The organism is Candidatus Peregrinibacteria bacterium, assembly GCA_016699755.1.
In the GTDB taxonomy this organism is placed as follows: Bacteria; Patescibacteriota; Gracilibacteria; order CAIRYL01.
This window is the reverse complement of the sequence record CP065009.1, coordinates 663,174-689,922: the sequence shown is the minus strand read 5'-3', so window position 1 is coordinate 689,922 and position 26,749 is coordinate 663,174. Positions and strand designations below refer to the sequence as shown.

21 protein-coding genes are annotated in these 26,749 nt (G+C 42.1%); 7 read left to right on the top strand and 14 right to left on the bottom strand.

Annotated elements, in window-relative coordinates; all coding sequences use genetic code 11:
* Positions 1–18 precede the first annotated feature (18 nt).
* Together IPN35_03140 and IPN35_03135 are read left to right on the top strand one after the other, a co-directional pair.
* Positions 19–1,806: a chorismate-binding protein gene (locus IPN35_03140; GenBank protein QQS59839.1), complete on the top strand. Its 1,788-nt coding sequence runs from the start codon at positions 19–21 to the stop codon at positions 1,804–1,806.
* Between the two features lie 14 nt (positions 1,807–1,820).
* Positions 1,821–2,396: an aminodeoxychorismate/anthranilate synthase component II gene (locus tag IPN35_03135; GenBank protein ID QQS59838.1), complete on the top strand. Its 576-nt coding sequence runs from the start codon at positions 1,821–1,823 to the stop codon at positions 2,394–2,396.
* A gap of 12 nt (positions 2,397–2,408) precedes the next feature.
* Here IPN35_03135 and IPN35_03130 read toward each other — a convergent pair whose 3' ends face one another.
* Positions 2,409–2,687 (bottom strand): FmdB family transcriptional regulator, encoded by a 279-nt coding sequence (locus tag IPN35_03130; protein QQS59837.1) that lies wholly within the window; start codon positions 2,685–2,687, stop codon positions 2,409–2,411.
* Positions 2,688–2,784: 97 nt separating this feature from the next.
* On the opposite strand from IPN35_03130, the gene IPN35_03125 reads away from it, so the two are divergent.
* Entirely contained in the window at positions 2,785–3,747 is a 963-nt protein-coding gene (locus IPN35_03125; protein ID QQS59836.1) for an ion transporter, read from the top strand.
* A gap of 5 nt (positions 3,748–3,752) precedes the next feature.
* On the opposite strand, the gene IPN35_03120 is transcribed toward IPN35_03125, so the two are convergent.
* Entirely contained in the window at positions 3,753–4,271 is a 519-nt protein-coding gene (locus tag IPN35_03120; protein QQS59835.1) for a hypothetical protein, read from the bottom strand.
* A gap of 196 nt (positions 4,272–4,467) precedes the next feature.
* On the opposite strand from IPN35_03120, the gene IPN35_03115 reads away from it, so the two are divergent.
* Together IPN35_03115 and IPN35_03110 are read left to right on the top strand one after the other, a co-directional pair.
* Positions 4,468–4,692: a transposase gene (locus tag IPN35_03115; protein QQS59834.1), complete on the top strand. Its 225-nt coding sequence runs from the start codon at positions 4,468–4,470 to the stop codon at positions 4,690–4,692.
* Between the two features lie 155 nt (positions 4,693–4,847).
* Complete coding sequence (locus IPN35_03110; protein QQS59833.1) at positions 4,848–5,261, top strand: transposase; 414 nt, start codon at positions 4,848–4,850, stop codon at positions 5,259–5,261.
* Here IPN35_03110 and IPN35_03105 read toward each other — a convergent pair.
* A complete protein-coding gene (locus IPN35_03105; GenBank protein ID QQS59832.1) occupies positions 5,168–6,499 on the bottom strand; it encodes a S41 family peptidase in 1,332 nt (443 codons plus the stop codon). The genes IPN35_03110 and IPN35_03105 overlap by 94 nt on opposite strands.
* A 27-nt stretch (positions 6,500–6,526) precedes the next feature.
* Positions 6,527–7,225, bottom strand: a complete 699-nt coding sequence (locus tag IPN35_03100; protein ID QQS59831.1) for a 50S ribosomal protein L1 — start codon at positions 7,223–7,225, stop codon at positions 6,527–6,529.
* 178 nt (positions 7,226–7,403) lie between these two features.
* Here IPN35_03100 and glgP point away from each other — a divergent pair, with 178 nt between their 5' ends.
* On the top strand, positions 7,404–9,113 hold the full coding sequence (gene glgP / locus IPN35_03095) for an alpha-glucan family phosphorylase (GenBank protein QQS59830.1): 1,710 nt from the start codon (positions 7,404–7,406) through the stop codon (positions 9,111–9,113).
* 45 nt (positions 9,114–9,158) lie between these two features.
* On the opposite strand, the gene IPN35_03090 is transcribed toward glgP, so the two are convergent.
* From IPN35_03090 to IPN35_03075, 4 genes are all read right to left on the bottom strand, one after another.
* Positions 9,159–10,703: a 2-isopropylmalate synthase gene (locus IPN35_03090; GenBank protein QQS59829.1), complete on the bottom strand. Its 1,545-nt coding sequence runs from the start codon at positions 10,701–10,703 to the stop codon at positions 9,159–9,161.
* Between the two features lie 109 nt (positions 10,704–10,812).
* Positions 10,813–11,820, bottom strand: a complete 1,008-nt coding sequence (gene nadA, locus IPN35_03085; GenBank protein QQS59828.1) for a quinolinate synthase NadA — start codon at positions 11,818–11,820, stop codon at positions 10,813–10,815.
* A gap of 86 nt (positions 11,821–11,906) precedes the next feature.
* Complete coding sequence (locus tag IPN35_03080; GenBank protein ID QQS59827.1) at positions 11,907–13,256, bottom strand: mechanosensitive ion channel; 1,350 nt, start codon at positions 13,254–13,256, stop codon at positions 11,907–11,909.
* Positions 13,253–14,791 (bottom strand): threonine synthase, encoded by a 1,539-nt coding sequence (locus IPN35_03075; GenBank protein QQS59826.1) that lies wholly within the window; start codon positions 14,789–14,791, stop codon positions 13,253–13,255. The genes IPN35_03080 and IPN35_03075 overlap by 4 nt, the downstream gene beginning before the upstream one ends.
* A gap of 101 nt (positions 14,792–14,892) precedes the next feature.
* On the opposite strand from IPN35_03075, the gene IPN35_03070 reads away from it, so the two are divergent.
* Positions 14,893–22,209, top strand: coding sequence for a LamG domain-containing protein (locus IPN35_03070; protein QQS59825.1), 7,317 nt, complete (start codon positions 14,893–14,895; stop codon positions 22,207–22,209).
* Between the two features lie 51 nt (positions 22,210–22,260).
* On the opposite strand, the gene IPN35_03065 is transcribed toward IPN35_03070, so the two are convergent.
* The 6 genes from IPN35_03065 to IPN35_03040 all read right to left on the bottom strand — a co-directional run bounded on the left by IPN35_03065 (position 22,261) and on the right by IPN35_03040 (position 26,715).
* Positions 22,261–23,277: a HAMP domain-containing histidine kinase gene (locus IPN35_03065; GenBank protein ID QQS59824.1), complete on the bottom strand. Its 1,017-nt coding sequence runs from the start codon at positions 23,275–23,277 to the stop codon at positions 22,261–22,263.
* 79 nt (positions 23,278–23,356) lie between these two features.
* Positions 23,357–24,034, bottom strand: coding sequence for a response regulator transcription factor (locus IPN35_03060; GenBank protein QQS59823.1), 678 nt, complete (start codon positions 24,032–24,034; stop codon positions 23,357–23,359).
* A 24-nt stretch (positions 24,035–24,058) separates the two neighbouring features.
* Positions 24,059–24,547, bottom strand: a complete 489-nt coding sequence (locus IPN35_03055; protein ID QQS59822.1) for a DUF2127 domain-containing protein — start codon at positions 24,545–24,547, stop codon at positions 24,059–24,061.
* A gap of 23 nt (positions 24,548–24,570) precedes the next feature.
* Positions 24,571–25,206: a DedA family protein gene (locus IPN35_03050; GenBank protein QQS59821.1), complete on the bottom strand. Its 636-nt coding sequence runs from the start codon at positions 25,204–25,206 to the stop codon at positions 24,571–24,573.
* 9 nt (positions 25,207–25,215) lie between these two features.
* Complete coding sequence (locus IPN35_03045; protein QQS59820.1) at positions 25,216–25,968, bottom strand: glycosyltransferase; 753 nt, start codon at positions 25,966–25,968, stop codon at positions 25,216–25,218.
* A 12-nt stretch (positions 25,969–25,980) separates the two neighbouring features.
* Complete coding sequence (locus tag IPN35_03040; protein ID QQS59819.1) at positions 25,981–26,715, bottom strand: hypothetical protein; 735 nt, start codon at positions 26,713–26,715, stop codon at positions 25,981–25,983.
* Positions 26,716–26,749: the final 34 nt, after the last annotated feature.

The following is a 26,749-nucleotide window of genomic DNA, read 5'->3' as shown; positions in this document are numbered from 1 at the left end:
CACTAAATCAATTATCCCATGGATGCAGAACATTCCGAAAAAAATGAGCTTCTCGAAAAACTCCTTCTCGCCCCTCAAAATCTTCAGGAACAAAGAGAGCTTCTTAGCGCACTCTTTACCCCTGCAGAACGAAAAACACTTGCCGAACGAGCAGAAATTGTCGAACTTCTTTTTGAGGGGAAAACCCATCGAGATATTGCCAAAAAGACGGGGGCAAGTCTTGCGACTATTTCTCGAGGAAGTCGAGAAATGAAATATGGAAACGGAGTATTTCAAAAATTTTATGAACGTGTTCTTCGAAAACACACCTGCGGAAACCTTCCCGTGTTCGAAGCTCGGCAAAGCATTTCACTAGAAGATGCGGCAAATGTGTTTGAGCGAATCCAAATCTCCAAATCTCCTTTGTTTTGTTTTGAATCTCGCTCGTTAAATCCTATTTATGGGCGTATGAGCCTGCTTGGCATCGATCCTATTCTCGAAATTTGTGGAAAGGAAAATATCATTAAATTTCGGGTATGTTCGCCCCGTGGAAAGCGTTTTCTCAAAGATTTTACTTCCTCTGGAATTGCAGATCAGGCAGATGAAGTGCTTCAGCAAGACAAAAATATACTCGAACTTCGTATCGAAAAAGACACGGGGTTTTGCTCGGAAGACGCGCGAACACGTCGAAAAAATATTGCCATCGCACTCCGTGCATTTCTGGAGTATTTTCAGTGTAAAACATCCGGAAAATTTGGCGTGTATGGCGCATTTTCATATGACTTTGCACGACTTTTTGAGATTCTTCCCGAGCTTTTGCCCGAGAATGATATTCCCGATTTTCACTTTTTTCTCTTCGATACTTTTGTTCAGTTTGATCTCCTCAAAGAGAAGGCGGAGCTTGCTCTGTTTCGTGAAAACAGAGGGGAGGCAGAAGCTGATATTGCACAGCTTTTTCAGTCCATTTCGAAGCCAAAAAAATTGCAAAAGAAGGTATTTTCCACGAAAAATATTTCTGCCGATATTTCGCCGGAAGAGTACGAAAATCAGGTGGAAACTGCACGAGAATTGGCGCGTCAAGGAGAGATTTTTGAAGCGGTTTTTTCCCGAAAGTTTTCTGGAGAATTTTCTGGTGACCCATTTGCGCTTTACAAAATCTATCGTGAAAAGAATCCTGCGCCTTATCTCTTCTTTTTCGATTTTGGCGAAAGTCAACTTGTTGGAGCAAGCCCCGAAATGATGGTTCGGGTCGAAAATGGAAAAGCTCATCTCCGCCCCATTTCGGGAACGCGTCCGCGTGGAGAAGATCCTGTTTCCGATCACGAAAATATGCTTGAGCTCCTCTCGTGCGAAAAAGAACGGGCGGAACTCGATATGCTCATCGATCTTGGACGAAACGATTTAAAACGAGTGTGTGAACCTGGTATTGAAATTACTTCGTATCGACATGTCGAAAAGTATTCCCGAGTAATGCACACTATTGCGCATCTCACGGGAAATCTGCGAAAAGACCGTGATGCGCTTGATGCGCTTATTGCTTGCCAATCTGCCGGAACACTCACTGGCGCGCCAAAAGTACAGGCCATGATTGAAATTGAAAAAACAGAAACGAGTCGTCGTGGATTTTATGGTGGTTCTATTGGGTATCTTACGTTTTCCGGAGATATGGATACCGGAATCATTATTCGTTCGGCACATATTCACAATAATCGCTTCTCTTTTCGTGCCGGAGCAACGTTGCTCTATAGCTCTATTCCTGAAGATGAGAGCAAAGAAGTAGAAAACAAGGCACAAGCGCTATTGGAAATACTCCGCGGAGAATTTTAGATTTCTTTTCCTTTATGAAAAATATCCTTCTGATCGATAACTTCGATTCATTCACCTTTAATCTCGTTGATTTTTTTGAAACAGCGGGCGGGAACATCACGATTTTTCGAAATGATGTGGCAGTAGAAAATATTCGTCCCGAAAAATACGATCTTCTCATTATTTCTCCCGGACCGAGTGTTCCAAAAAATGCCGGAAATCTCATGAAAATTATCGAAAAATCTCTCGAAAAAGTTCCCATTTTTGGAGTTTGTCTTGGACATGAGGCACTCGCCGAAGTCTTTGGCGGAAGTCTCAAATTTGTTCTTCCGGTACACGGAAGGAGCACCGCTATTCACCACGACGAAAAGACCATTTTTGAAAATATTCCCCAAGATTTTTCGGGAGGTCGGTATCACTCACTTGCAGTAGATGCGATGCCAAAAGATTTCGAAATTTCTGCGACCACAAAAGATGGAATCATTATGGCAATGCGTCACAAAACGCTTCCTATTGAGTCGGTGCAGTTTCATCCAGAATCGGTGCTTACCATGAAGAAAGACTCGGGAATGAATATTGTGCGGAACGTCATGCGAATTCTTACCCGATAAAATTTGGATTTTCTATGAAGAGGAGGGGGGAGGTGTTACCTCTGCTTTTGATTCCGTTTTTGGTGGAGACTCTTTTTGTTCTGTCATACCAGATGAGGCAGAAGTAGAAGCGTTTTTACTGTCGCTTGCATAAAATCCCGATCCACGAAAGTGAATAGCAGGGGCGGAAAAAATCTTTTCCGCACGCGCCTGACAATGAGGGCAGGTCGCCTCTGTTGTTCCCATGGGAACTTGTTCCCCAAAATTTTTCCGACAATTTTTGTTGGTACATTGAAATGTGTATCGTGGCATTTCTCGTAGAGGAAAAACAAGAAAAGTATTGCGCGCTTCCTTCTCTTTTGCAAGCGCTCTTTTTGCGAAGAGCGGAAAAAAATGTTATACTTTTTTCATGGTTTCAGAGCAAAAACACACTATTCGGCAGAAGGTTTTTGAAGTTCTTGAGAACAAAAGCAAAACTCACTGGGGAAGAGGAGTGGAGTATCTTCTTTTGCTCCTTATTTTTTTCAATGTTACGTTTGTGGTCATCGAAACGCTTCCCGAGTTTTCGCAATACCCCACCTCCCCTTTATTTCTCTGGTTTTCGTTCTTCTCTGGGGGCATTTTTTTTCTTGAATATCTTCTTCGCATTTGGACAGCTCCTTTATTAAAATCGGTTTCTGGAGATAGTTTTTTGAGCAGGGTTCGGTTTCTCTGCTCGCCACTCATGTTGCTTGATGCGCTTGCAATTTGTTCGTTCTTCTCTCCGTTTAATATTCGTTGGGTACGAGTATTTCGACTTTTTCGGGTATATCAGGTTATTCGGGCAACAAGTTATGCTGACGCGTCTGATCGTGTTTTACAGGTTATTCGAAAGAATAAAGAGGAGCTTGTTGCCGTCTCTTCCATTATGTTTCTCATACTTATTTTCTGTTCAACGCTTTTGTATATTGCGGAGCATGCTGTTCCTGGAACAAAGTTTACGAGTATTCCTGCCGCTATTTGGTGGGGGATCTCCACACTCACCACCATTGGATATGGTGATATGGTACCCGTCACTCCCCTCGGGCGATTTTTTGGTGCGCTTTCGGCAGTGGTAGGTGTAGGAATTTTTGCTCTTCCAACAGCCCTCTTAGGGGCGTCTTTTTATCATGAGGTAGCGCGTCGTCGTGAGCGACAAATTCAAAGAATTGGAGAAGAAGTTGAACTTCTCCACGATGTTGCTCTTGAGAATGAAGAAAAAATAGATCAGGTACTTCGCCGTCAGCAACGGAAAATTCAAGATCTTGAAAAAACGCTTGAAGAGGCTCAGACAAAAATGGATCGAATTCGAAAGGCGAAAAAAGCTCTTGAAGATCGGCAAGAAAATAAATGAACACATTATGTGTTCTTCTTAAGAATTTTGAGTACAGGAAAGGCGATACAAGCTCCAATGATTGCTGTAACAAGTTGTGGCCATGTTAAAAGAACAGCAACGCGCTCCACTGCTTCTGGAATAAGAAGATTTGGCAAAAGAAATATGACGGAAAGTGTGAGAAAAATAAATTTCAAAAGCGCGGCAATTCCAGCAGAAATCCAAAATCCAAATCGTCTTCCGTAGGAAAAGGTTTTTATATAGAGAGCATTTGCAATCATGATAAACGGCACCATAGAAGCGAGAGCAACAGGGAGAATCCCTGAAGTGAGTGCGACAGAGCTTGGAAAGAGTCCAATAAAGATTGCTTCAGCAGGTCCTAAGAAAATGGTCGCCAAGAGAAGAGTTGCATTTATAAATGGTCCGGTAATCCATTGTGAATGAATGAGTGCTGGAAAAATAGTACAGAATGCAAAGAATCCAACAAATATGCCAATGCGCCGACTCGGAGAAGCGATGTATGGCAAAAGGATGTTATCCTTCATAGTTTCGAAAAAGAAGAAAGTGTAGATCTTTTTGAAAAGATCAAAGTTGAAAATACTATATTGTTTTTTCTGGATCAATAATTTGGTGAATAGCTTGCTCAAAAGAATTTCGTATTTCTTGGGGGTGTCTGGTTTGGAAAAATCTCCTTAACTTGAAGAGGTCATCATTCCTTTCTAAACGGTAGTGTAGCTTTTATTGTGTTCGGGGTATGGAATAATAGAAATACTTCCTTGGGAAACGGATACTGATTCAGAGAAGAACAAGGGGAATGGGTACTCCGAAGAAGGCTCCCATGCATGGAAGGAGACCTTCTCTGATCTCATCAGTCGCGGGCTGAACCAGATTAACCTTGTGATCTCCGATGAACTCAAGGGGATTACTGAAACCACAGAGGAATATTACCACGGAGGAAAACACTAATTGTGTCTGATCCACCGGAAACGGAATCTGATTAACCGCATCCGAGCCGACAAAAAGAAAGAGTTCTCCGATGACTTCAGCCATGTCTTTTCCGTTGACGATCCGGAAAACAGTATCGAAAGGATCGAAGAAAGGCTCATATTCTTTACGGAGAAATGGAAGCCGCACATCTCAATATCGATTCCTGTCTTGAGACCGGAAAGCTCAAAAACTATGCCGCCTTTCTCCATTTCCCCGAAGAAATACGAAGGATGATCTACACTACCAACTGGATCGAGAGGCTTAATACTCATAGCAGAAAGATCACCCAACGAGTCCCTGTATTTCCGACACTGGACTCACTGCTCAACCTCGTTTTTATGGTGACCCAGCACTTTGAAAACGGACCGTACAAACGGCACATTCCTGCTTTTTATAAACACCTCAAACCTTCCCATTCCGACCTCGGACATAATCTTCTGGACATTACCACCTCTTACTGCTCAGCCTGTTCGGTATTTCCCTCATCCGATCCTGTGTCTTCTTTTGTTTCCGCGGGGGTGGGAGCAACCTCTTCTCCTCGGAGGTAGTGAAGTGCTGCCTCCATTTGTGGATCTCTGTCTGCTTCAAAATCTTCTGTGGTGCGCTCTATAAAAATATCTGGCTCAATGCCAACCTTTCCGATATCTCGTCCATTTGGTGTGAGCCATTTTGCAATGGTGACACGAAGATGTGCCCCCCCCTTCATTTTTACGAGTTCTTGCACCGTTCCTTTTCCAAAACTTTTTTCGCCAACAATAACAGCACGACCCAAATCTTGAAGAGCTCCGGCAACAATTTCGCTTGCCGATGCTGATCCACGGTTCTGAAGAACAACAAGCGGAAGATCTGTCTTTGCGTTTCCATCTACAAAAATACTGGTTATTTCAGGAGGTCGTCCCTTTTGAATAACAACCTTTCCTGTTTTTTGAAATGCTGAAACCATGGAAACGGCTTTGTCGAGGTATCCTCCCGAATTAAATCGAAGATCAAGCACAATTCCTCTTGGATCCTTAGTAAGTGCTTCTGTAAGAGCTTTTTCAAATTCTGTGTCCGTATTTGTTCCGAACTGACTCACCTCGATAATGGCGATATCATCATCAAAAGAAAGATCTACGGTTTCCACCTTGATTTTCTTTCGAACAAGAGAAAGTGAGAGTTCTGTTGCTGTTTCGGGGCGAAAAATATCAAGCACAACTGCTGTATTTTCTTTTCCTCGTATTTTCTTAATAACATTTAGAAAATCATCTCCGGATGCCTCTGCACCATCAACCTTCAGAATAATATCTTCTGGAAGAAGCCCTGCTTCTTCTGCGGGGGAATCTCGTAGAGGAGAAACAACCACGATAGATCCTTTTTTTACAGTAAGCTCTGCCCCAATTCCTTCAAGGTCACCATCAAGTTCATGTTCAAAATCACTACTTTCCTCGGGGCTTAAAAATTCCGAATAGGGATCGTTGAGGGACCAAACGAGTCCGCGCACAATACCATATTCCATCTTTTTCGGATCAATGGCGCTTTGGTCGACATATTTTGAACGAATAATATCGATGGCTTCTTTGAGGAGGGAAATATCAATGTCTCCTTCTTTCTGATCTTTTTCAGGATATCCATCTTTTTTATCTTCTTCGCTTGTAAATGTTGTCAGAGGAAGTGAGGAGTGCTGATATTTCATTTCTGACGCATACCAACCCAGAATAAAGGCGAGAATAGGGAGTGCAATAAACGCAGAGAATGAAATAAATTCAATATTTCCAGAAGAACCAGTAGTTCGCGGAGAAAAACGCATAGAGGAGGGAAGAGGGAAGAAGCGCGATTATTTCCAGAGCAGATCCGATGGGGAGACGGAAATTCCGGGACCCATGGTGCTACTCAGCGATATACTCTTTAGGAACACTCCTTTTACTCCAGAAGGCTTGTTTTGTACAATTGCTTTCATGATTGTTTGGAGATTTTCGAGAATGTCTTTTTCCGAGAAGGATACCTTTCCAATAATGGAGTGAATAATACCGTTCTTATCGGTTCGAAACTCAATTTTTCCTTGTTTGAGCTCCTCAATAGCGGCAGAAATGTTATCGGTTACTGTTCCCGACTTTGGTGATGGCATAAGTCCTTTTGGTCCAAGAATACGTGCAGCTTTTGCAAGCGAACGCATCATTTTTGGAGTAGCAATGGCAATATCAAAGTCAATTTCTCCTTTAAGTACTTTTTCGATGAGATCCTCACCTCCTACAACATCTGCACCTGCTTTTTTTGCTTCGGCTTCTTGACCGCCATCTGCAAAAACGGCAATTCGTTTTGTTTTTCCAGTTCCTGCTGGAAGAGTTGTGGTGGAACGCACGACTTGGTCGGCGTGCTTAACATTCGCAGTGGTTGTGACATGTATTTCGATGGTAGCGTCAAAAGAGGTGGTAGACGTCTTTTTTATTAAGGCGACGGCTTCTTTTGTGTCATAAAGAGTGTTACGTTGAACGAGCTTTTCAGCTTCGCGGTATTTTTTCCCACGATGTGGCATGTGAAGTGGATAAAGAAAGTGGTGCGATCGAACGTTTTTTTAAAAAAACAGTTCTCCCACAAAACGGATTCCGCACTATTCTTCCTGTTTTTTTTGAGTTCCGCAACCTTTTTCTCTCCTGAGGGTTCGATGAGAAAAGTTCTATTTCTTGGGCTGTGCAGAAAAATTGATTTTTTTGATGAGAAATGTCATAATGATCGTGTCTTTAACAGAAACATCAATGACTAATTTAAAAAGAGGAACGATTGCCTATTTTTCCATGGAGTTTGCTGTGGATGCACATATTCCCAATTATGCCGGAGGACTAGGAGTACTTGCGGCAGATATTATGCATTCTGCGGCAGATATGAAAGCACCTCTCGTAGGAGTTTCCATTCTCTACCATCAACACGATAATCCGGTGGAGTCATTTGACGCGAGTCCATATATGACCCTTCGTCCTGAACGAGCTACTATTACCATTGAGGATCGAGAAGTTATTCTTGGGGCATACGAATATCAGGTGAAAAGTGTGAACGGAAATTTCGCTCCCATTTTCTTTCTCACTACGAATTTTCCCGAAAATAAGCGTTGGGATCGTGATCTCACGAAAAATCTCTATCCATCGCATACCTATACTCGTTTGGGACAAGAAGTTATTTTAGGGATTGGTGGAGTACGCATGCTTGAGGCACTGGGATATCATGACATTGCTTTCTATCACATGAATGAGGGGCATGCGGCATTTCTTACGTTGGAAGTCCTTCATGAAGAGGGATTTCAAGATCAGGATGTAAAGGAGCGATGTAGTTTTACAACGCATACACCGGTTGCTGCGGGACATGATTATTTTGCGTATGACATTGTCAATGGTGTCTTACGAGATATGGTTCCATGGCATATTAAAAAACTTGGAACACCAGATATGCTGAGCATGACGCATCTTGCTATGAACTTAAGCCACAAAACGAATTCGGTTTCCGAAAAGCATCGTGAAGTTTGTCGGGAAATGTTTCCAGGATATGATTTTGAAAACGTGACAAATGGTATCCATCATCTCACATGGGTTTCGGAGGAAATGGCAAAGGTATTCGACAAACATCTTTCGGGGTGGCGTCAAGATCCTTCTCTTTTTGCAAAAGCAGAAGAGGTTCTTCCAGATGAAGAGCTTTTTTCGGCACATCAAAAGAATAAGACACAATTTGTACAATGGGTGAATAGTCATCGGGAATTTTTTCCGATTGCAGGAGAGCTCCATTCCGACGATTTTTTTGACGAGGATACCTTGACGATTTGTTTTGCAAGACGATTTGTTCAGTATAAACGTCCAGAGCTCATCTTTAAAAATATTGAACGTCTTCGGGATGTTGGCTACAAAAAACTTCAGCTTGTTTTTGCGGGGCGGTGTCATCCAGATAATCACTATTGTATAAATGTTCGAGAAAATATAGAGCAGTTTGGGCGTGCTCTTCGTGGGCAGGTTCGTGTTGCAGTGGTTCAAGATTACGATCTCGAAATTGCTTCTCATCTCGTTTCTGGCGGAGATGTTTGGCTCAATAATCCCATAAAACCGCGTGAAGCGAGCGGAACAAGTGGTATGAAGGCGGCACTCAATGGACTTCTAAATCTCTCTATTTTAGATGGTTGGTGGGATGAAGGATATGTTCAAAAGCCACTTTCTGGTTGGGCATTTGGAGAACGGTCAAATGGTGTAGCTGATCCTGAAGTGCGAGATCATCTCGATTGTTCTGAAATCCATGATCGCATTGAAGAAATTACTGCGGAGTATTATGACAATCGTCAGAATTGGTCGAAGCGAATGAAAGCCGCCATTTCACTTCTCGGAACATTTAATACACATCGCGTGGTGGATGAGTATTACGAAAAAATGTGGAAGTTGGATTCGTAAAGATACCAAAAATCTAAATTCCGAACGAGATCTAAAACAAAAATCTTATATGCGAGGGGTTTCCGTTTTTACTTCTTTTCTCCGGTGATATTTATTAATGGCATCGAGATATGCTTCTACGCTCGCGGTAACAATATCTGTGTTGCCAGCACGTCCGAAAAATTGTTGCTCTTCCGGTGTTTTGAGAATAAGGGAAACAACGGCTTGTGCATCAAGCCCTTCTGTAACGGCATCCATGCGAAACTCCGAAAGTTCACCATACTTTCCGGCAATACTCTCGATTGCTTTATAAGCGGCATCCACTGGACCAGTTCCCGTTGCCTCTGCCTTTCGTATTTTTAAATTTGGGCAAAGAAGTGTAATGCTCGCGGAGGGAACTGCTTTTGTTCCCGTGTGAACATCTAAATCGATTACAGAATATCCCTGTTGCTCTTTTCCCAGTTCTCCCATGAGAATTGCATCAAGATCAGCATCTTCAATAATCTTCTTTTTGTCCGCGAGTGCTTTAAATTTTGCAAAAACATCGTTGAGTTGTGCTTCATCAAGATCATACCCCATTTCCTCCAAATGGTTTTTGAGCGCGGCGCGCCCCGAATGCTTTCCGAGAATAATTTGTGATTCTGAGAGACCAATATCTTCTGGGCGCATAATTTCATACGTTTCCCTGTGTGCCAAATAGCCATGTTGATGAATACCCGATTCATGCGCAAATGCATTCCGCCCCACAATCGCTTTGTTCGGCTGAACAGGTTGCCCCGTAATGTGTTTTAAGAGCATGCTCGTGCGCATAATTTCTGTGGTATTGATATTGGTCGAAACATTGTAGAAGTGTGGTCGCGTTTGTATTGCCATAACCACCTCTTCGAGTGCTGCATTTCCCGCGCGCTCTCCAATACCGTTTACTGTGCATTCCACTTGTCTTGCACCTGCTCGAATCCCCGCCAAGGAATTGGCGACCCCAAGCCCTAAGTCGTTGTGGCAATGTGTAGAAAAAATTACTGTGTCGCCGCCAGAGCAATTCGTTCGGAGAAAGGCAATAAGATCTCCAAACTCCTCTGGTTGCAAATAGCCAACAGTGTCGGGAATATTGATGGTATCCGCACCTTCGGCAATGGCAATCTCTACTACTTTTTTTAAGAAATCCCGATCACTTCGTCCAGCGTCTTCTGGAGAAAAATCGACTCGTTCGCACAAGCTTTTTGCGAGACGAACGGCATTTTTCGCCAATTCCAACACTTCTTCTGGCTTCTTTTTGAGTTTGTATTCCATGTGAACTGGACTCGTTGCAATAAACGTATGAATGCGTGGTTTTTTTGCTGGAGAAATGGCATGCCACGTTGCTTTTATGTCGCTCTCGATAGCGCGTGCTAAACCGCAAACTTCGGTTTTTTTTAATTTTTTTGCAATAGATTGTACTGCCAAAAAATCATCAGGGCTTGCTGCCGGAAAGCCGGCTTCCAAAACATCAACACCAAGTTTTTCGAGTTGAACAGCAAGACGAATTTTTTCTTCGGTCATCATGGAATATCCCGGTGATTGCTCACCATCTCGTAGAGTGGTATCAAAAATACGCAGTGTATCGTATTGCATAAACAGGAAAAAGGCAGGAGAAATTTTTGCAAAAGTTTCTTAGATGACGCAAAGGATTTTTTCCGTTCAATATCATTACTGTGAAATTTCTCTCAAATAAAGATAATTCTTACTCATCCTTGTTGTGTAAGCGAAACATTTCTTCAAGGCTTTTCTGCGCTCGTTTACGAATCTCTTCTGGAATCTGGATCATCTGATTTGAAGAAGGATTTTTGAGTGCCTTGAGAATGTGTTGAAGGCGTATTTTTTTCATATATGGGCACAAGTGACATGTTCCCACAATCTTCTTCTCGGGATGTTCTTTTTGTGCGCGTTCGGCAAGTCCACACTCAGTGAGAAGAAGAAATTCCTTTTCCGGTGCAGAGGCAAAAAAATGAAGCATTTCTTCTGTACTTCCCGTAAAGTTCGCCATTTGTACGACTTCTGGCTGACATTCTGGATGAGCGATAATACTCGCATTAGGATATTCTTCTTGTACAGACTTTACTTCAAGCGCGCTGATTTCTTCATGAACAATACATGTTCCATCCCAGATGATGAGTTTTTTGGAAACGAGTGGGCGAAGATTTTCTCCCATGAGTTTATCTGGCAGAAAAACGACTTCTTTTTGTGGCATGTTCTCGACAATTTTTTGTGCATTTGCCGAAGTGCAACAGGCATCAACTTCTGCTTTTACCTCTGCACTTGTGTTAATGTATGCCACAAATCCTGCGTTTGGGTATGCTTTTCGTAATTTTCGGACATCTTCTGCTGTTACAGAATCCGCCAGTGAACAGCCTGATTGACACGGAACAAGAACGGTTTTTGTGGGATTTATAATCTTTGCTGTTTCTCCCATGAAAAGCACAGAAGAAAAGAGGATAATATCCGCGTTTGTTTCTTTTGCTTCAAGGGAAAGACCATAAGAATCGCCAATGGAATCTGCAACACCAAATTTAATGTCTGGTGTTTGATATGAGTGCGCAAGAATAATTGCATTTTTTTCTCGTTTCAAATGGTGAATTTCAAGCGTTACGGGAGCAAGGCGCTCACAGTCTTCCCAAGAGTATTCGAACTCCTCAAGAGCCTTAAAAAGTCGCCCTGTTTCTTGCCGAATCGTGTTTCCCGAAAATTCCATACGGAAAAATATTCCAAATGAGTATATGCGTTTTTTCTTTGAGGAGCAAAAGAAGGTTTTTGATCCACTGCTCAGCGAACTATAATTTACGTGTCTTTTTTTTCGCCAAATTCTACGAAACGGAGATTGATTTCGGGGTTGTCCTTAATACGCGCGAGAAAATTTTCCATGATATTTGTTCGGCTAATATGTCGATTATCGAGTCGGCAGAAGTATTTTATTCTTAAGAGAATTCCTCGAGGATCTGGTTCGACAAAAACTTGTGGCATAATGTTTGACTGCTTTATGCCAAATTTACTCTGGAGGTTTGGCAAGTTTTTTCGTGCTTCTTCAATATCTTTTGCAAGTGCTTCTTCTGCCGCAATTCCTAGCTCTTTTCGCGCCATTGTAGCATCAGAATTTCGTTCGAGTAAAAAATCCGCCATAATATAAATGAAGCGGAACATTTTTGAGAAATTTTGAATACTTTGTTCAAAGAGGAATTTGTTTGGAAAACTCATAATTCTTCCGGTGTCTCCTCGCATTCCGGTTTGGCGCAGAACAGTTAAAAGTGGGTGCACCTCCATAACACGCCCCCTGAGTTCGCCAATCTGAATAAGATCTCCAATTTTGTAACCCTGTTCTGTACCGATAAGAAACCAAGCAATAAATGAGACAATAATATCTCGCAAAGCAAATGCGAGCGCCGTTCCAAGAATGGCGACAAAAGGAAGAAAATTGAGAACCTGTGAAAAAAGTCCAACACCAACAGAAGTAGCAATGAGGACATTAAAGGCAATGCGATTAATTCGAAGGAGTGCCCGTTCTCGTGCAATGGGAATGTTGCCAGAAAGGCGAGAAATCATTTTTCCAGAAAGTCTTCTAAGAATAAGAAGGATAAGAATGAACATTAAAAAGAAGAGGATGCGAGCCAAAAGCTCTACTGCCTGATTTTTGGCGAGTTCCTTTGTTTTTTGAATTTCGGCTTCTGTTTCGGTGATGTCATTTTTAATCTGTTCGGTTTTTTGAATATGAATTTCTACCTTGTCTCGATATGATTGCTGTTTTTGCTCAAATTCAAACCGTGCAATTTCCACTTCTTCCCGTTTTTTTAAAATATCCTCCTCATTTCTCTTTTCTGCGTTTTCCATGTCTTCGAGTTCTTTTCGAAGATTGGCAAGGGCTTGTGATGCCGTCTCAATCTCCTCTTTTTCTGGAAAAGGGCGTTCGGTCTCGAGGCGTAAATCGATTTCGAGTGATTTAAGTTTTTGTTGAAGTGTTTGAATTTGCGAAATGCTCTGTGTAAGCGATTGCTGTTCAGAGACGGTATCTGTCCCTGTGTTTGTTCCCTGTTGTCCTCCCGTAAAATCGATAAGTCGAAATGCTGATGCCGAGGGGAGAAAAAGTATCCATCCTATTGTAAAAAAAAGTGCCTGTCGCCAAAAAAAATGTTTCATGATTGTTTCTCAAAAAAATTGAGGAGAGCATGTTTCATATCATCTGTTGTTCCAGAAATGGTTTTTGAGTGACGAGTTTTTTTCTGAAAAATATGCTTGAGGGCATTTGGGAGAGGAGGTCTTTGGATAACTTCCGCAAGGCGCAAAAGAATTTCTTCTTCTGTTTTCGGAATATCTTTTTCTGGAAGGAGCGCTTTCCAAATCGTTTCTCCAAATTTTGCCCAATGAGCAGTGGAAAAAATAAGCATGGGATTTTTGGAAGCGTTTCTTCTAGCGGCGACAATGCCAACAGCAGTATGCGGATCTGGAGTTTTACCAAATTCATCTGTGCTTTTTCGAATTTCCGAGAGTATCTCGGCATCAGAAACAGTTTCCGCCAAAAAATCTTCCTGTATTTTCTTGTGTTCTTCTGTGGAGAGCAGAAATTTTCTAAAACCCTCTCGTTCTGAAATCCATGTTTTTACCTTTTCTGAGTTATGATCGGCGAGGAAAAAAAGGAGACGCTCTATGTTGCTGGCTTTCAGAATGTCCATAGCAGGGGCAAGCGTTTTTTTGGTGAATTGACCGGAAATATTAAATATACCGCTTTTAAGAAATTGGGTGGTAGAACTATTTTCGTTATTTGCACACATGAGTTTTCCAAATGGAATCCCCATTTTTTTTGCGAGAAACACCGCAAAAATATCTCCAAAATTTCCGGTAGGAATAGTGACATCCACAGTGTTTCCCAGGGGAATATTATAGAGAGAAATAAGCTGAAGATAGCCATGGACGGCATATACAATTTGTGGAATGAGTCTTCCAATGTTAATGGAATTCGCAGAGGAAAGAAGAATGTTTTGTCTGCGAAGCATTTGGCAGAAAGAGGTGTCGAGAAATATTTCTTTAACCGCGCTTTGTGCTGTATCAAAACTTCCTCGAATTCCAAGAGATAGAACATTTTCTCCTTCTGCTCCTCGCATTTGTGCCTCTTGAAGTGGGGAAACACCATCTTCTGGAAAAAAGACAACACATGAGGTGTTGGTAACATCTGCAAAACCCGAAAGTGCCGCGCCTCCGGTATCCCCCGAAGTTGCAACAAGAATGGCACGATGGAGCCCATCTCCTTGAGTAATTGCGTATGATATTATATGTGGAAGAAGTTGGAGCGCAAAGTCTTTAAAGGCGCCCGTTGGACCGTGGAAAAGTTCAAGAAGAAATCTATTTTTTCCAAGAGACGTTACAGGAGCAATGTCCGCATGAGAAAATTTTTCTGGGGCGTATGCAGATCGGCAAAAATGTTGTATATTTTCTTGAGGAATTTCTGGAGCAAAGAGTGCGAGAATTTCCGCCGCGAGTTCGGCATACGGTTTTTTGAGCCAATCGACCATCTGTTTTTCTGAAATTTTTGGAGTCGATTCCGAAGAAAAAAGCCCCCCATCTGGAGCAAGTCCGCATAAAACAGCTTCCGAAAAAGAAACTGGCGCTCCTCCGCCACGAGTGGAAACATAGTGTATCATCATGGGCATTCTGCCATAGTTTTGTCTTTTTGTCATGAAGAAGACGAAAAAATTTTGTGGAGAGGAATAGCTTTTGACACCCAACCAAAAAAGACGGTATAATGGAATGAAAAAGAAAACTCTCTTCTCACACACAAATGCCGCTTACCACCTCTCTCCTTCTTCGGGGCAGAACACTCTTTCTGACTCCTCTCATCTCTATAGTGGCTCTCCTCTTTTTCTTCCTTCCTTTTTCTTCTGCTTCCGCTTCTTCCTGTACTTGGAACGGAACTACTTCTACAGACTGGGCAACTTCAACCAACTGGACAAACTGTAATAGCACAACTCCTCAATCAACCGATGATGTTATCATCAATGGTTCTTACACAAACCCTCCCACTCTCAATCTCTCTGGAGGGGCAATAACTATTAACTCTCTTTCTCTTGGAAGTTCGGCTTCTTCTACCCTGACCGTTTCCAATGGAGACACCTCTACCAAAAAACTTATTATCACGAACAACGCTACTATTGGAGCAAATGGAACACTCACTCATACCGCCAACGGAACTTCTGAAACCCACAAACTCTTTCTTGATATCGGGGGAGACTTCACCCTCAACTCTGGAGGAACCATTAACCTCAACAGCAAAGGGTATGCATCACAGACGAGTTCGAATGCGAATGGCTATGGTCCTGGGAAAGGAGGTTATTTAGGTAGTACTGGAGCCGGTGGAGGCTATGGTGGAAATGGAGGAAATTCCCAGGCAAACGCTTCAGGCGGTTCTACCTATGGTTCTGCAACCGACCCCACAGCAATCGGTTCTTCTGGAGGATCTGGATTTACTTCCGCCGCAAGTGGTGCCGGAGGGGGAGCTCTTAAGCTTGTTGTCTCGGGAACCACCACTCTGAACGGAACTATAACGGCAAACGGAGGAGCGGGATTGATCTATGTCAATAACTACGGTGGCGGTGGAGGCTCTGGAGGATCCATTTCTCTCACCACAGACACTCTCACCGGAACCGGAACCCTTACCGCGAATGGAGGAGATGGAGGGAATGGAAGTAGTACCCATGATGGAGGAGGCGGCGGCGGTGGACGCATTGCTGTTTTGTATGCCACTCGAACGTTCACTGGAGCTATTACTGCCACTGGTGGAAACGGAAACAGTGGACAAGGTGGAGGAGCGGGTACCATCTACACAAAAGCCAATTCCCAAACAAATGGAGACCTTCTCATTAATAGTACGAGTTCTAATAGCGCAAACACGACTACTTCTTCCTCTGAAATTTTTAATAATATTACTGTTGATAATTACGGAAAATATATTATTGCTTCCTCAAATACTGTTGGTATTTCTGGCTCCCTTCTTACTTCCACCTCTACCGCATCTATTACCAACAACGGTATTTACAATCATTCCTCTTCTACTCTTACTATTCCCTCTGGTCTTACTTGGAAAGAAAACGGTACCAATCCCCAAATCGGAGACACTCAACCCATTACCGACATTATCATCAATGGAACTCTTGAATTCCAAAATCAAAATACCACAGGTTCCGCCGTTCCCTTTACCTCTATTACCATCAACTCTGGAGGAAACCTTACCCACCAAGCAAACTCCACTTCACAAACCGATGGACTCAATCTCGATCTCACCACTCTCACCCTCAACTCTGGAGGAACCATTAACCTCAACAGCAAAGGGTATGCATCACAGACGAGTTCGAATGCGAATGGCTATGGTCCTGGGAAAGGAGGTTATTTAGGTAGTACTGGAGCCGGTGGAGGCTATGGTGGAAATGGAGGAAATTCCCAGGCAAACGCTTCAGGCGGTTCTACCTACGGTTCTGCAACCGACCCCACAGCAATCGGTTCTTCTGGAGGATCTGGATATTCTTCCGCCGCAAGCGGTGCCGGAGGGGGAGCTCTTAAGCTTATTGTTTCGGGAACCACCACTCTGAACGGAAATATAACGGCAAACGGAGGAGCGGGATTGACCTATAACAATTACTACGGTGGCGGTGGAGGCTCTGGAGGATCCATTTCTCTCACCACAGACACTCTCACCGGAACCGGAACCCTTACCGCAAATGGAGGAGATGGAGGGAATGCTTCTAGCTATGACGGAGGTGGCGGTGGCGGTGGACGCATTGCTGTTTTGTATGCCACTCGAACGTTCACTGGAGCTATTACTGCCATTGGTGGAAACGGAAACAGTGGACAAGGTGGAGGAGCGGGTACCATCTACACAAAAGCCAATTCCCAAACAAATGGAGACCTCATTCTCGACAATGCTGGACGAAATGGAGCGAGCACAACTACTGGTACATCTGATACCTTCGAGAACATCACCATTCAGAACTACGCCAAATATATCATCGCTAATACCCATACCATCACTCTCCTCGCTTCCTCTCTCACTACCACCAGCAACACTTCTCTCACCATTAATGCTGGAGGAACCTTTATAGCAGACAGTCTGACGAGTATCGCAGACTTCACTCTTACCAATAATTCAACCCTTTCATTTCCGGCAATTTCTTCTTTTGGTTCTGGTCTGACGATTACCAACAACGGTATTTACAATCATTCCTCTTCTACCCTCACCATTCCCTCTGGCTCCACTTGGAAAGAAAACGGTACCAATTCCCAAATCGGAGACACTCAACCCATTACCGACATTATCATCAATGGAACCCTTGAATTCCAAAATCAAAATACCACAGGTTCCGCCGTTCCCTTTACCTCTATTACCATCAACTCTGGAGGAAACCTTACCCACCAAGCAAACTCCACTTCACAAACCGATGGACTCAATCTCGATCTCACCACTCTCACCCTCAACTCTGGAGGAACCATTAACCTCAACAGCAAAGGGTATGCATCACAGACGAGTTCGAATGCGAATGGTTATGGTCCTGGGAAAGGAGGTTTTTTAAGTAGTACTGGAGCCGGTGGAGGCTATGGTGGAAATGGAGGAAATTCCCAGGCAAACGCTTCAGGCGGTTCTACCTATGGTTCTGCAACCGACCCCACAGCAATCGGTTCTTCTGGAGGATCTGGATTTACTTCCGCCGCAAGTGGTGCCGGAGGGGGAGCTCTTAAGCTTGTTGTCTCGGGAACCACCACTCTGAACGGAACTATAACGGCAAACGGAGGAGCGGGATTGATCTATGTCAATAACTACGGTGGCGGTGGAGGCTCTGGAGGATCCATTTCTCTCACCACAGACACTCTCACCGGAACCGGAACCCTTACCGCGAATGGAGGAGATGGAGGGAATGGAAGTAGTACCCATGATGGAGGAGGCGGCGGCGGTGGACGCATTGCTGTTTTGTATGCCACTCGAACGTTCACTGGAGCTATTACTGCCACTGGTGGAAACGGAAACAGTGGACAAGATGGAGGAGCGGGAACTGTCTACACAAAAGCCAATTCTCAAACATACGGTGACCTTCTCATTAATAGTACGAGTTCTAATAGCGCAAACACGACTACTTCTTCCTCTGAAATTTTTAATAATATTACTGTTGATAATTACGGAAAATATATTATTGCTTCCTCAAATACTGTTGGTATTTCTGGCTCCCTTCTTACTTCCACCTCTACCGCATCTATTACCAACAACGGTATTTACAATCATTCCTCTTCTACTCTTACTATTCCCTCTGGTCTTACTTGGAAAGAAAACGGTACCAATCCCCAAATCGGAGACACTCAACCCATTACCGACATTATCATCAATGGAACTCTTGAATTCCAAAATCAAAATACCACAGGTTCCGCCGTTCCCTTTACCTCTATTACCATCAACTCTGGAGGAAACCTTACCCACCAAGCAAACTCCACTTCACAAACCGATGGACTCAATCTCGATCTCACCACTCTCACCCTCAACTCTGGAGGAACCATTAACCTCAACAGCAAAGGGTATGCATCACAGACGAGTTCGAATGCGAATGGCTATGGTCCTGGGAAAGGAGGTTATTTAGGTAGTACTGGAGCCGGTGGAGGCTATGGTGGAAATGGAGGAAATTCCCAGGCAAACGCTTCAGGCGGTTCTACCTATGGTTCTGCAACCGACCCCACAGCAATCGGTTCTTCTGGAGGATCTGGATTTACTTCCGCCGCAAGTGGTGCCGGAGGGGGAGCTCTTAAGCTTGTTGTCTCGGGAACCACCACTCTGAACGGAACTATAACGGCAAACGGAGGAGCGGGATTGATCTATGTCAATAACTACGGTGGCGGTGGAGGCTCTGGAGGATCCATTTCTCTCACCACAGACACTCTCACCGGAACCGGAACCCTTACCGCGAATGGAGGAGATGGAGGGAATGGAAGTAGTACCCATGATGGAGGAGGCGGCGGCGGTGGACGCATTGCTGTTTTGTATGCCACTCGAACGTTCACTGGAGCTATTACTGCCACTGGTGGAAACGGAAACAGTGGACAAGATGGAGGAGCGGGAACTGTCTACCCCAATATCACTGCATTTACAACAGACCCCACTTCAAATATCAGTCGAAATACTGCCACAGGAAACGCCACCATAGAGAGCATTGGTATCGCCGACTCTATTATTGAACACGGGCACATTTGGGCTGCTTCTGCTCCACTTGAACCCATTGCTCACTGGAAAATGAATGACAACGCAGGAAATACTACCGTTACCGATGCTATGGGAAACTTTAACGGAACTGCTCAACGAAACACCTCCTCCCTTACTACGACGGGGAAAATAAATGAAGCCCTCACGTTTAATGGAAGCAGTGACTATATAAGAACTCCAACAATAGCGCTTAATTCTTCCTTCACGGTTTCATTTTGGATGAAACCAACAAATCTTCATAATTATGGAGATCCATTCAGTGCTGGAACTTCGGATAAGCACTTGAGTTTTGTGACTTATGCCGATGGACATATATATTTTAATATTGGAGATGGAAGTAATTGGGGTAATCCTATAGTTACTGGAGCAGGAACACTTCAGAATGATCAGTGGTATCATGTTTTAGGTGTCTATGATGGAGCCAAAACGAAACTCTATATTGATGGAGTTAGTCAGGGGGTAGCTTCAAATAGCGCCTATTCTTTGAATGAGGTTCTTAATTTGGGAGCGAGAACGGCAAATGGTTACTATTTTGCAGGGCAACTCGATGACATACGTATTTACGACAAAGCCCTTACCAATGCTGAAGTTGAAGAACTCTACAATTCTGGCACTGGAACCGAAGATTCTTCTCCCATTCTTAGTCAATATAGTACTCTCGGCTCTACTTCTCTTGGTTCTTTTTCCTCAAACCTTACTGGGCTTACAGAAGGCGTTACATATCACACCAGAGCCTATATCACTACCGCCGCTGGAGAAACCTTTTATGGAAATACGGATGTATTTACAACACTTAATACCTATATTCCAGATGCTCCTTCAGCACTTAGCCCCACTTCTCTCGTTGATGGCTCATTTACCAGTGAAACTCAGCCAACGCTTGGCTTTACCCAATCCGATTCTGATATAGGAGACACCCTCAAGTACACCATTCAAATTGATGATACGAGCAATTTCTCTTCTCCCATTGTCGACTATACTTCCGCACTCCTCGCACAAGGCTCTGCCTCGTTTACCGTTGGACAAGCCGAAGGAGGCGGAACCTATACGGTTGGCGCTGAAGATCAAACCCTTTCTCCGGGGGCATACTACTGGCGAGTGCTTTCGACAGACAACAACCCTCTCTCTTCCGATTACACCACAGCAAACGGAGGATCAGTAGCATTTATTATAAATGAAGCACCCACAACTTCTTTTGTTCCTCTAAACGGATCATCACTTGAATCACTTTCTCAAATTACTGGAGTCGCTTCGGATGCAGAAGATACTATCAGTCTTCTTCAGATTTCTCTTAAAAATACCGTTTCCAATCTCTATTACAATGGGACGAGTTTCGCGAGTGGAACACAAACTTGGCTTCCGGTTTCTACGGCAGACAATTATCTCAATTGGTCATACGACATTACTGGTGATCCACTGACCGAAGGAAATTACCGAATTGATGCAGATATTACCGATTCTGCAGGGAATATTGCCTCTCCTTTTGCCGCCTTTTCTATTAAAAGTGTTTATTCTGCAAGCACCACAGGAGGAGCAGGACAAGATATTGCTTACGCTATAGCAGTTGATGATAGTGGAGATTCGTATGTTGGAGGAGTTTTTCAAGGGACGGTTGATTTTGACAGTACGGAAGGAATCGATGATCATACAAGTTCTGGACCGTATGACTATTTTGTGCTCAAGCAAAGTATGGTAACAGGAAGAGACGAATGGATAATAACAGGAGGGGGAAACGGAGCAGACCGAGTGTTGGCGATTACTACCGATGGAACAAGCAAAGTGTATGTCGCTGGAGTTTTTGAAGAAACATCAGATTTTGATCCAACTGGTGGAACCGAGAATCATACGAGTAATGGAAGTGCCGATGTCTTTGTGAGTTCGTACGATTTTGATGGAACCTATAATTGGACAAAAACTTTTGGTGGAATAGGGTACGATGCACCGACTTCCTTGGCAATAAATGGAGACGGAAACCTACTTGTTTCTGGGCGTTTTTATGAAACAGTCGATTTCGATCCTTCTAGTGGAGTCGATGAAAAAACGAGTGCCGGAGAAAGTGATTTCTTCCTTCTTGCGCTCGATGCTTCTACTGGTGCTTATGAGTGGAATATCGCTGGAGGAGGAACCGAAGCAGATGCCATTAATAGCGTGGTCACCGATTCTGCTAATAATATTTATGTAACAGGATACTTTATGGAAACGGTCGATTTTGACCCTAGTGTTGGAAACACTGCCGATTCGAGCCAAAATGGATGGGATGCCTTTTTTGCCTCCTACGATGCTTTAGGAAATTATCGCTGGTCAAAAACTATCGGTGGAACAGGAACTCAAACATCTGTTTCTGCTGGAGTTGATAGTTCGGATAATATCTATTTTACTGGAGATTTTTGGAACACGGTCGATTTTGATCCAACTGGTACAACCGAGAATCATACGAGCAATGGAAGGGGAGACCTCTTCCTGACTTCATATCAAGATGATGGAACGTATCGTTGGACAAAAACCGCAGGAGGACTTTGGGACGAAAATATTTCTTCCGTTTCGATTGATGGTGATGACACCATTTTTGTTGCGGGACACTATCGACGAGAAGCAAATTTTGATCCCGATGGAACAGATAGTAAAAGTGCGGCAGGAGGAAGTCTCGATCTCTTTTATAGTGCATATGATATAAATGGAAATTATCAATGGACAAAGACAGCAGGAAAGGAACAAACCGAATATCTTAATGCCGCCACCGCATACGGAAGTGGTTGGATCTATCTCGTGGGAGGGTATTACGGAATTACTAATCTCAATGCCAACGGGACAGATATTCATACTGCTTTTTCGGGACCAGACTTTTTTATGACACGACAAAAGTAGGGAATTACTAGAAAATTATGTTTAGAGTTGAGATGGTGCACGAGAAGAATCCTAAAAATAAACGGTGACCTGAGTCCCTTTCCCTTCTTTGCTATTTACATCAAGTGTCCAAACATATTTATCGGTTAGTGTTTTTATAATTGATAGTCCTAGTCCCGAGCCACTTTCCCCCGAAAAAGAGCGGGCATTTTCAGCCTTGTAAAATCGGTCAAAAATATAGGGAAGATCTTCAGGTGTAATGCCTACACCAAAATCTTTTACTCGAAAATATCCGTTTTTACTTATTTTGACGATAATCTTTGAGTCTTCTCGTGAAAACTTAACAGCATTATGAAGGAGATTGAAAAGAACCTTTTCTAAATCTTTCTGTTTTGCAAGAAGTTCAAATTTTTCTAGATTTGTTTGAAAATAGATTTTTTTTTCCTTTGCGAGTGGTTCAATCGTCTTGAGCATTGCTATTACTATTTCTTTTGCGTTGACTTGTTGTACCGCATCATCTTTTTGACTTTGATCCAACAAGAGAAGATCTTCGGTTAAGGTAATAAGTCGATCTGACTCTTCGTTGATAGCGTGTAAAACCTCGCGGGCTTCTTCGTCTGAAATACTTTTTGCTCTCAGCAAAGAATCGGCAGATGCCTTAATAGCCGAAAGAGGATTGCGGAGCTCATGAGAAGCATCGGAAATAAATTGCTTTTGTTGCCTCATTTTTTCGGCAATTGATGCCAGTGTTTTTCCTGCTAAAAAATAACTCAAAAAAGAACTTAAGAGTAAAATAATGGTGTCAATAGCCCACAAAGTATCTCGTGTGTCAGAGGTAAATTGATCAATAAAATTTTCTGGCACGGTTTTGTCATTTACAATTTTCCCATTGATGGCATCTATTTTTATTTCAGGGGAATCATCAAAAAACACGTCATACATTAAATTCCCATTTTCATCTTCAAGATGTATTTTTTTAATAGAGCGATCTGAATATAGAGTTTGTATTTCCCTTTTTACGTCTTGCTCTGAAAGTTTGATGTTTTGAAATTGATAGTGAAGATTATTTTCAATTTGCCAATTCAGCATGACGGAAAAAATGAGCAAAATTACTGAAATGATCAGAAAATAAAGCAGAGTGAGTTTTATTCTCGCTCGGAAAAAATCGTTAGATTTCCAAGCGATAGCCAAATCCTCGTACGGTTTTAAGAATTTTTTCATCATTATGGGTAAAGAGTTTTTTTCGTAAATTTTTAACATGAACTTCAATAGCATTACTCCAATTATCTTTGGCAAAATCAAAACAGTGATCGAAGATTTTTTGCTGGGAAACAGCCTCATTTTTGTGTCGAACAAGAAATTCTAAAATCTCAAATTCTTTAGGAGTGAGAGCAATTTTTGTCCCGTTCTTTTCAACTTTTCTTGCAATTCCGTCAAAAACAATATTTTTCGTGAGTTGTATTTTTTCTGTTTTTAGCGTTCTTGGTCTGCGAAGGAGCGCATGTACTCGTGCGAGAAGTTCTTCAAATTGAAATGGTTTTCCAAGATAATCATCCGCGCCGATTTCTAATCCATATACTCTGTCTTCAAGTTCTTGTTTGGCAGTAAGCATGATTACAGGAGTGCAAATTTCTTTCTTTCGGATTGTTTGGCAAATTTCAAAACCATTTTTTTTTGGAAGCTGAATATCGAGAATCACTAAGTCGATTTCTTGGTGATGGGAAATCCAAAATTCTTCTGCTTCTTTGCCATTCCAAAAAGAACGAACAGAAAAGTTTTCTTGCTTAAAAACTCTTTCGATAGATTTTGCCAAGTTGCGATTATCTTCGACAATTAAAATTTTCATGATTGCGTTGAATGTCGGTAATTTTTAAAAATGCTTATGATGTTTTTTTATGTACCACCATTCATATCCAATAAGTCCCAAAACAATCGTGTTGAGGAGCATGATCCATGCTACCCCCTGTGAAAACGTATGCGTAAGGTAATAGCCTTGTTGTAGAATAAAAAGGAGAAAAACAATAACGGCAATTGGGTATACCCATAAGTAGTTTCGGACGAGACCATAGATGAGCAGACACTTAGCAACACCATGCAGAATGAGAAAGGTGACGGCTATGCTTTGAATGTTGTCGGTAAAATGGATGAGCAAATTTTGTAAGAATGCAATGAATGGATCGTTGGGATCTTCGATGAGTTCTTCCTGCGCTATTATGAGCAGTAGCTGGTGAAGTTCTGCTTTAGTATTGAAATACAAAAACAATCCGACACTCAATTCAAAAAATCCGAGAATTCCTTTTAAATACAGTCCAAAACGGTAGAGCTCGTATATTTGCGTTGGAACTTTTTTGGCTGGCATAGAAAAAGGTTAAGAAAGAAGAATCAATATCTCTCGGGTTTTCTCCAAAAGCGATATAAGAAAAGAATACTCGCTATTCCTAGTAATACTACAATAAGGTACTCCGAAATGATGGGCAAAATACGTTCATAATTTATGCCAAATATATATCCTGCTATAACGAATTGCCCTATGCCGACGGTTACTCCTAAAATGTCAAAAAGGAGAAATGATTTTAAGCGTAAACGATAAATTCCCCCTAAAAATGGCGTAATCCACGCTATTGGTCCTAAAAGACGCGCTAAAAAAATGCTTTTGCTTCCGTGCTTTTCAAAAAATGCACGTCCTCGATTATAATTTTTTTCGTTGATATATTTATTCACATACTTTACATGTTCCAACTTCCTGTACAACTTGTAGCCGTATTTATTGCCCAAAAAATAACTTGTGAAATCGCCGAGCATGCCTCCCAAAAATAATATCAAAAGAACCACTCCAATATTTAAAACCCCCATTCCCGCCAAAATTCCGCCAATGATAAAAAAGAATTCTCCGTAAACAAAAAAAGAAATACCGATTACCGTTTCAAAATACGATCCAAAGAAAAGGGCAACATAGGCAAAATTTTGATGTTGTTTTAGGTAGGGGATCCAACTATCGATAAGTACAGAAAGATCCATTTTGGGAGATTATTTTTTAAGGTAATGACCGAACTTATACTCTAGTCTTCGCTTGTTTACACTTTTTCCCGTGACGAATCGAATAACATTTGCCGTAAGATATTTTGCACCTGTTCTTAAAAACCCATCTTGCTGTAGTCGTCGGTCAGAAAATTCAAAATGGAGTGGTGCCATTTTGGTTTTAAAACCATGTTTTTTTCCATTTCGCACGTAATCGCAATCTTCGCACAAAAATACATCCTCCGAAAATCCACCGATTGATTTGTGCATTGTTTTTGTCGAAAACATACAGCTTCCACACGCCGTTGGAGAGAAATATTGGGTGATAAAAAAACCGGCATTCATGAGTTTATATCCTATTTTTGGCATAAGATGTTTCGTGCTGAGTCTTGGGTACATAGAGCCAGCCTCTATTTTCAGTCTATTGGTGATAGACATGAACTTTCTGAGGAAATGTATATCATGGATCCTTGTGTCGGCATCTAAAAATAAGAGTCGTTCGTATTTTGCGAATGTCACTCCAAAATTGCGTCCGTGTGATGGACCAAGGGTTTCGCTACAATTTTCAAATCGAAATTCTGAAAATTGAGACATCATGGTTCGTGCATTTTTTTCTGTATTATCTGAACTGTTGGAATCTGAAACAATGATCTCAAAATTTTTGAAACTTTGTCGTTTTAAGTCTTGAAGAATCTTTAAAATATTATCCTCCTCATTAAAGGTGATAATAATAATGCTCACATTTTTGTGGGAAGTTTTCATGAGAAGAAAAGATTAGTTTTTAGACAGCGCAATGCCACGCTCAAATATATCATGATCACGAGGAAAGAATAAGACTGCCAAATGATGAATGGTGTAGGTGATAAAAAATGCAGACAGGACATCTATGGAGTAATGCAAATGACCAGCTAAAACAACAACACCAAATAGTAGAGATATGGCAATAAAAATAAGGCGAAGTACTCTTTGCTCCCAAAAAAGTAGAGACATCAAAAATGGTAAACCCGTATGTGCAGAAAAGAAGAGGTCACCGCCAAATGTAAATTTTCCTATCACATGACCAATACTGTTTATAACATCGACACTGTCAATCGGAATAGCACTGGGGAATGGTCCTATATGCGTTAGACTGATAAAGACTGAGCGAATCAAGATAAAAAGGCTGATACTCTTAAGAGCAAATGGTATGCGTTGTGGTTTGAATATAAAAAGAATTCCAACAAATGTCCACAAGAGGAGAGGTCCATAAATAAAAACAGCCTCAACATCGAAAATACGAATATTACTGAGAATAATATCGGTTACCGAATTACTCGCTTTTTCTGTCGCGTATGTGCCTGCATAGAAATTCACAACCAAGCTTCCAAAGAGAAGCAGTATTGAAAATAGAGATGATAGGACAAAGCCGTAATTTCGAAAGTAAGGCGTGTAGCGAGGCATAATCATCTCTGAGATTATAGTAAAAATAAAATTTTTTGAGGAAGCAATTTTTCTAGCAGATTTTAACATAAATAAAAGGAGGGAAGATTCACTGATATCTTTA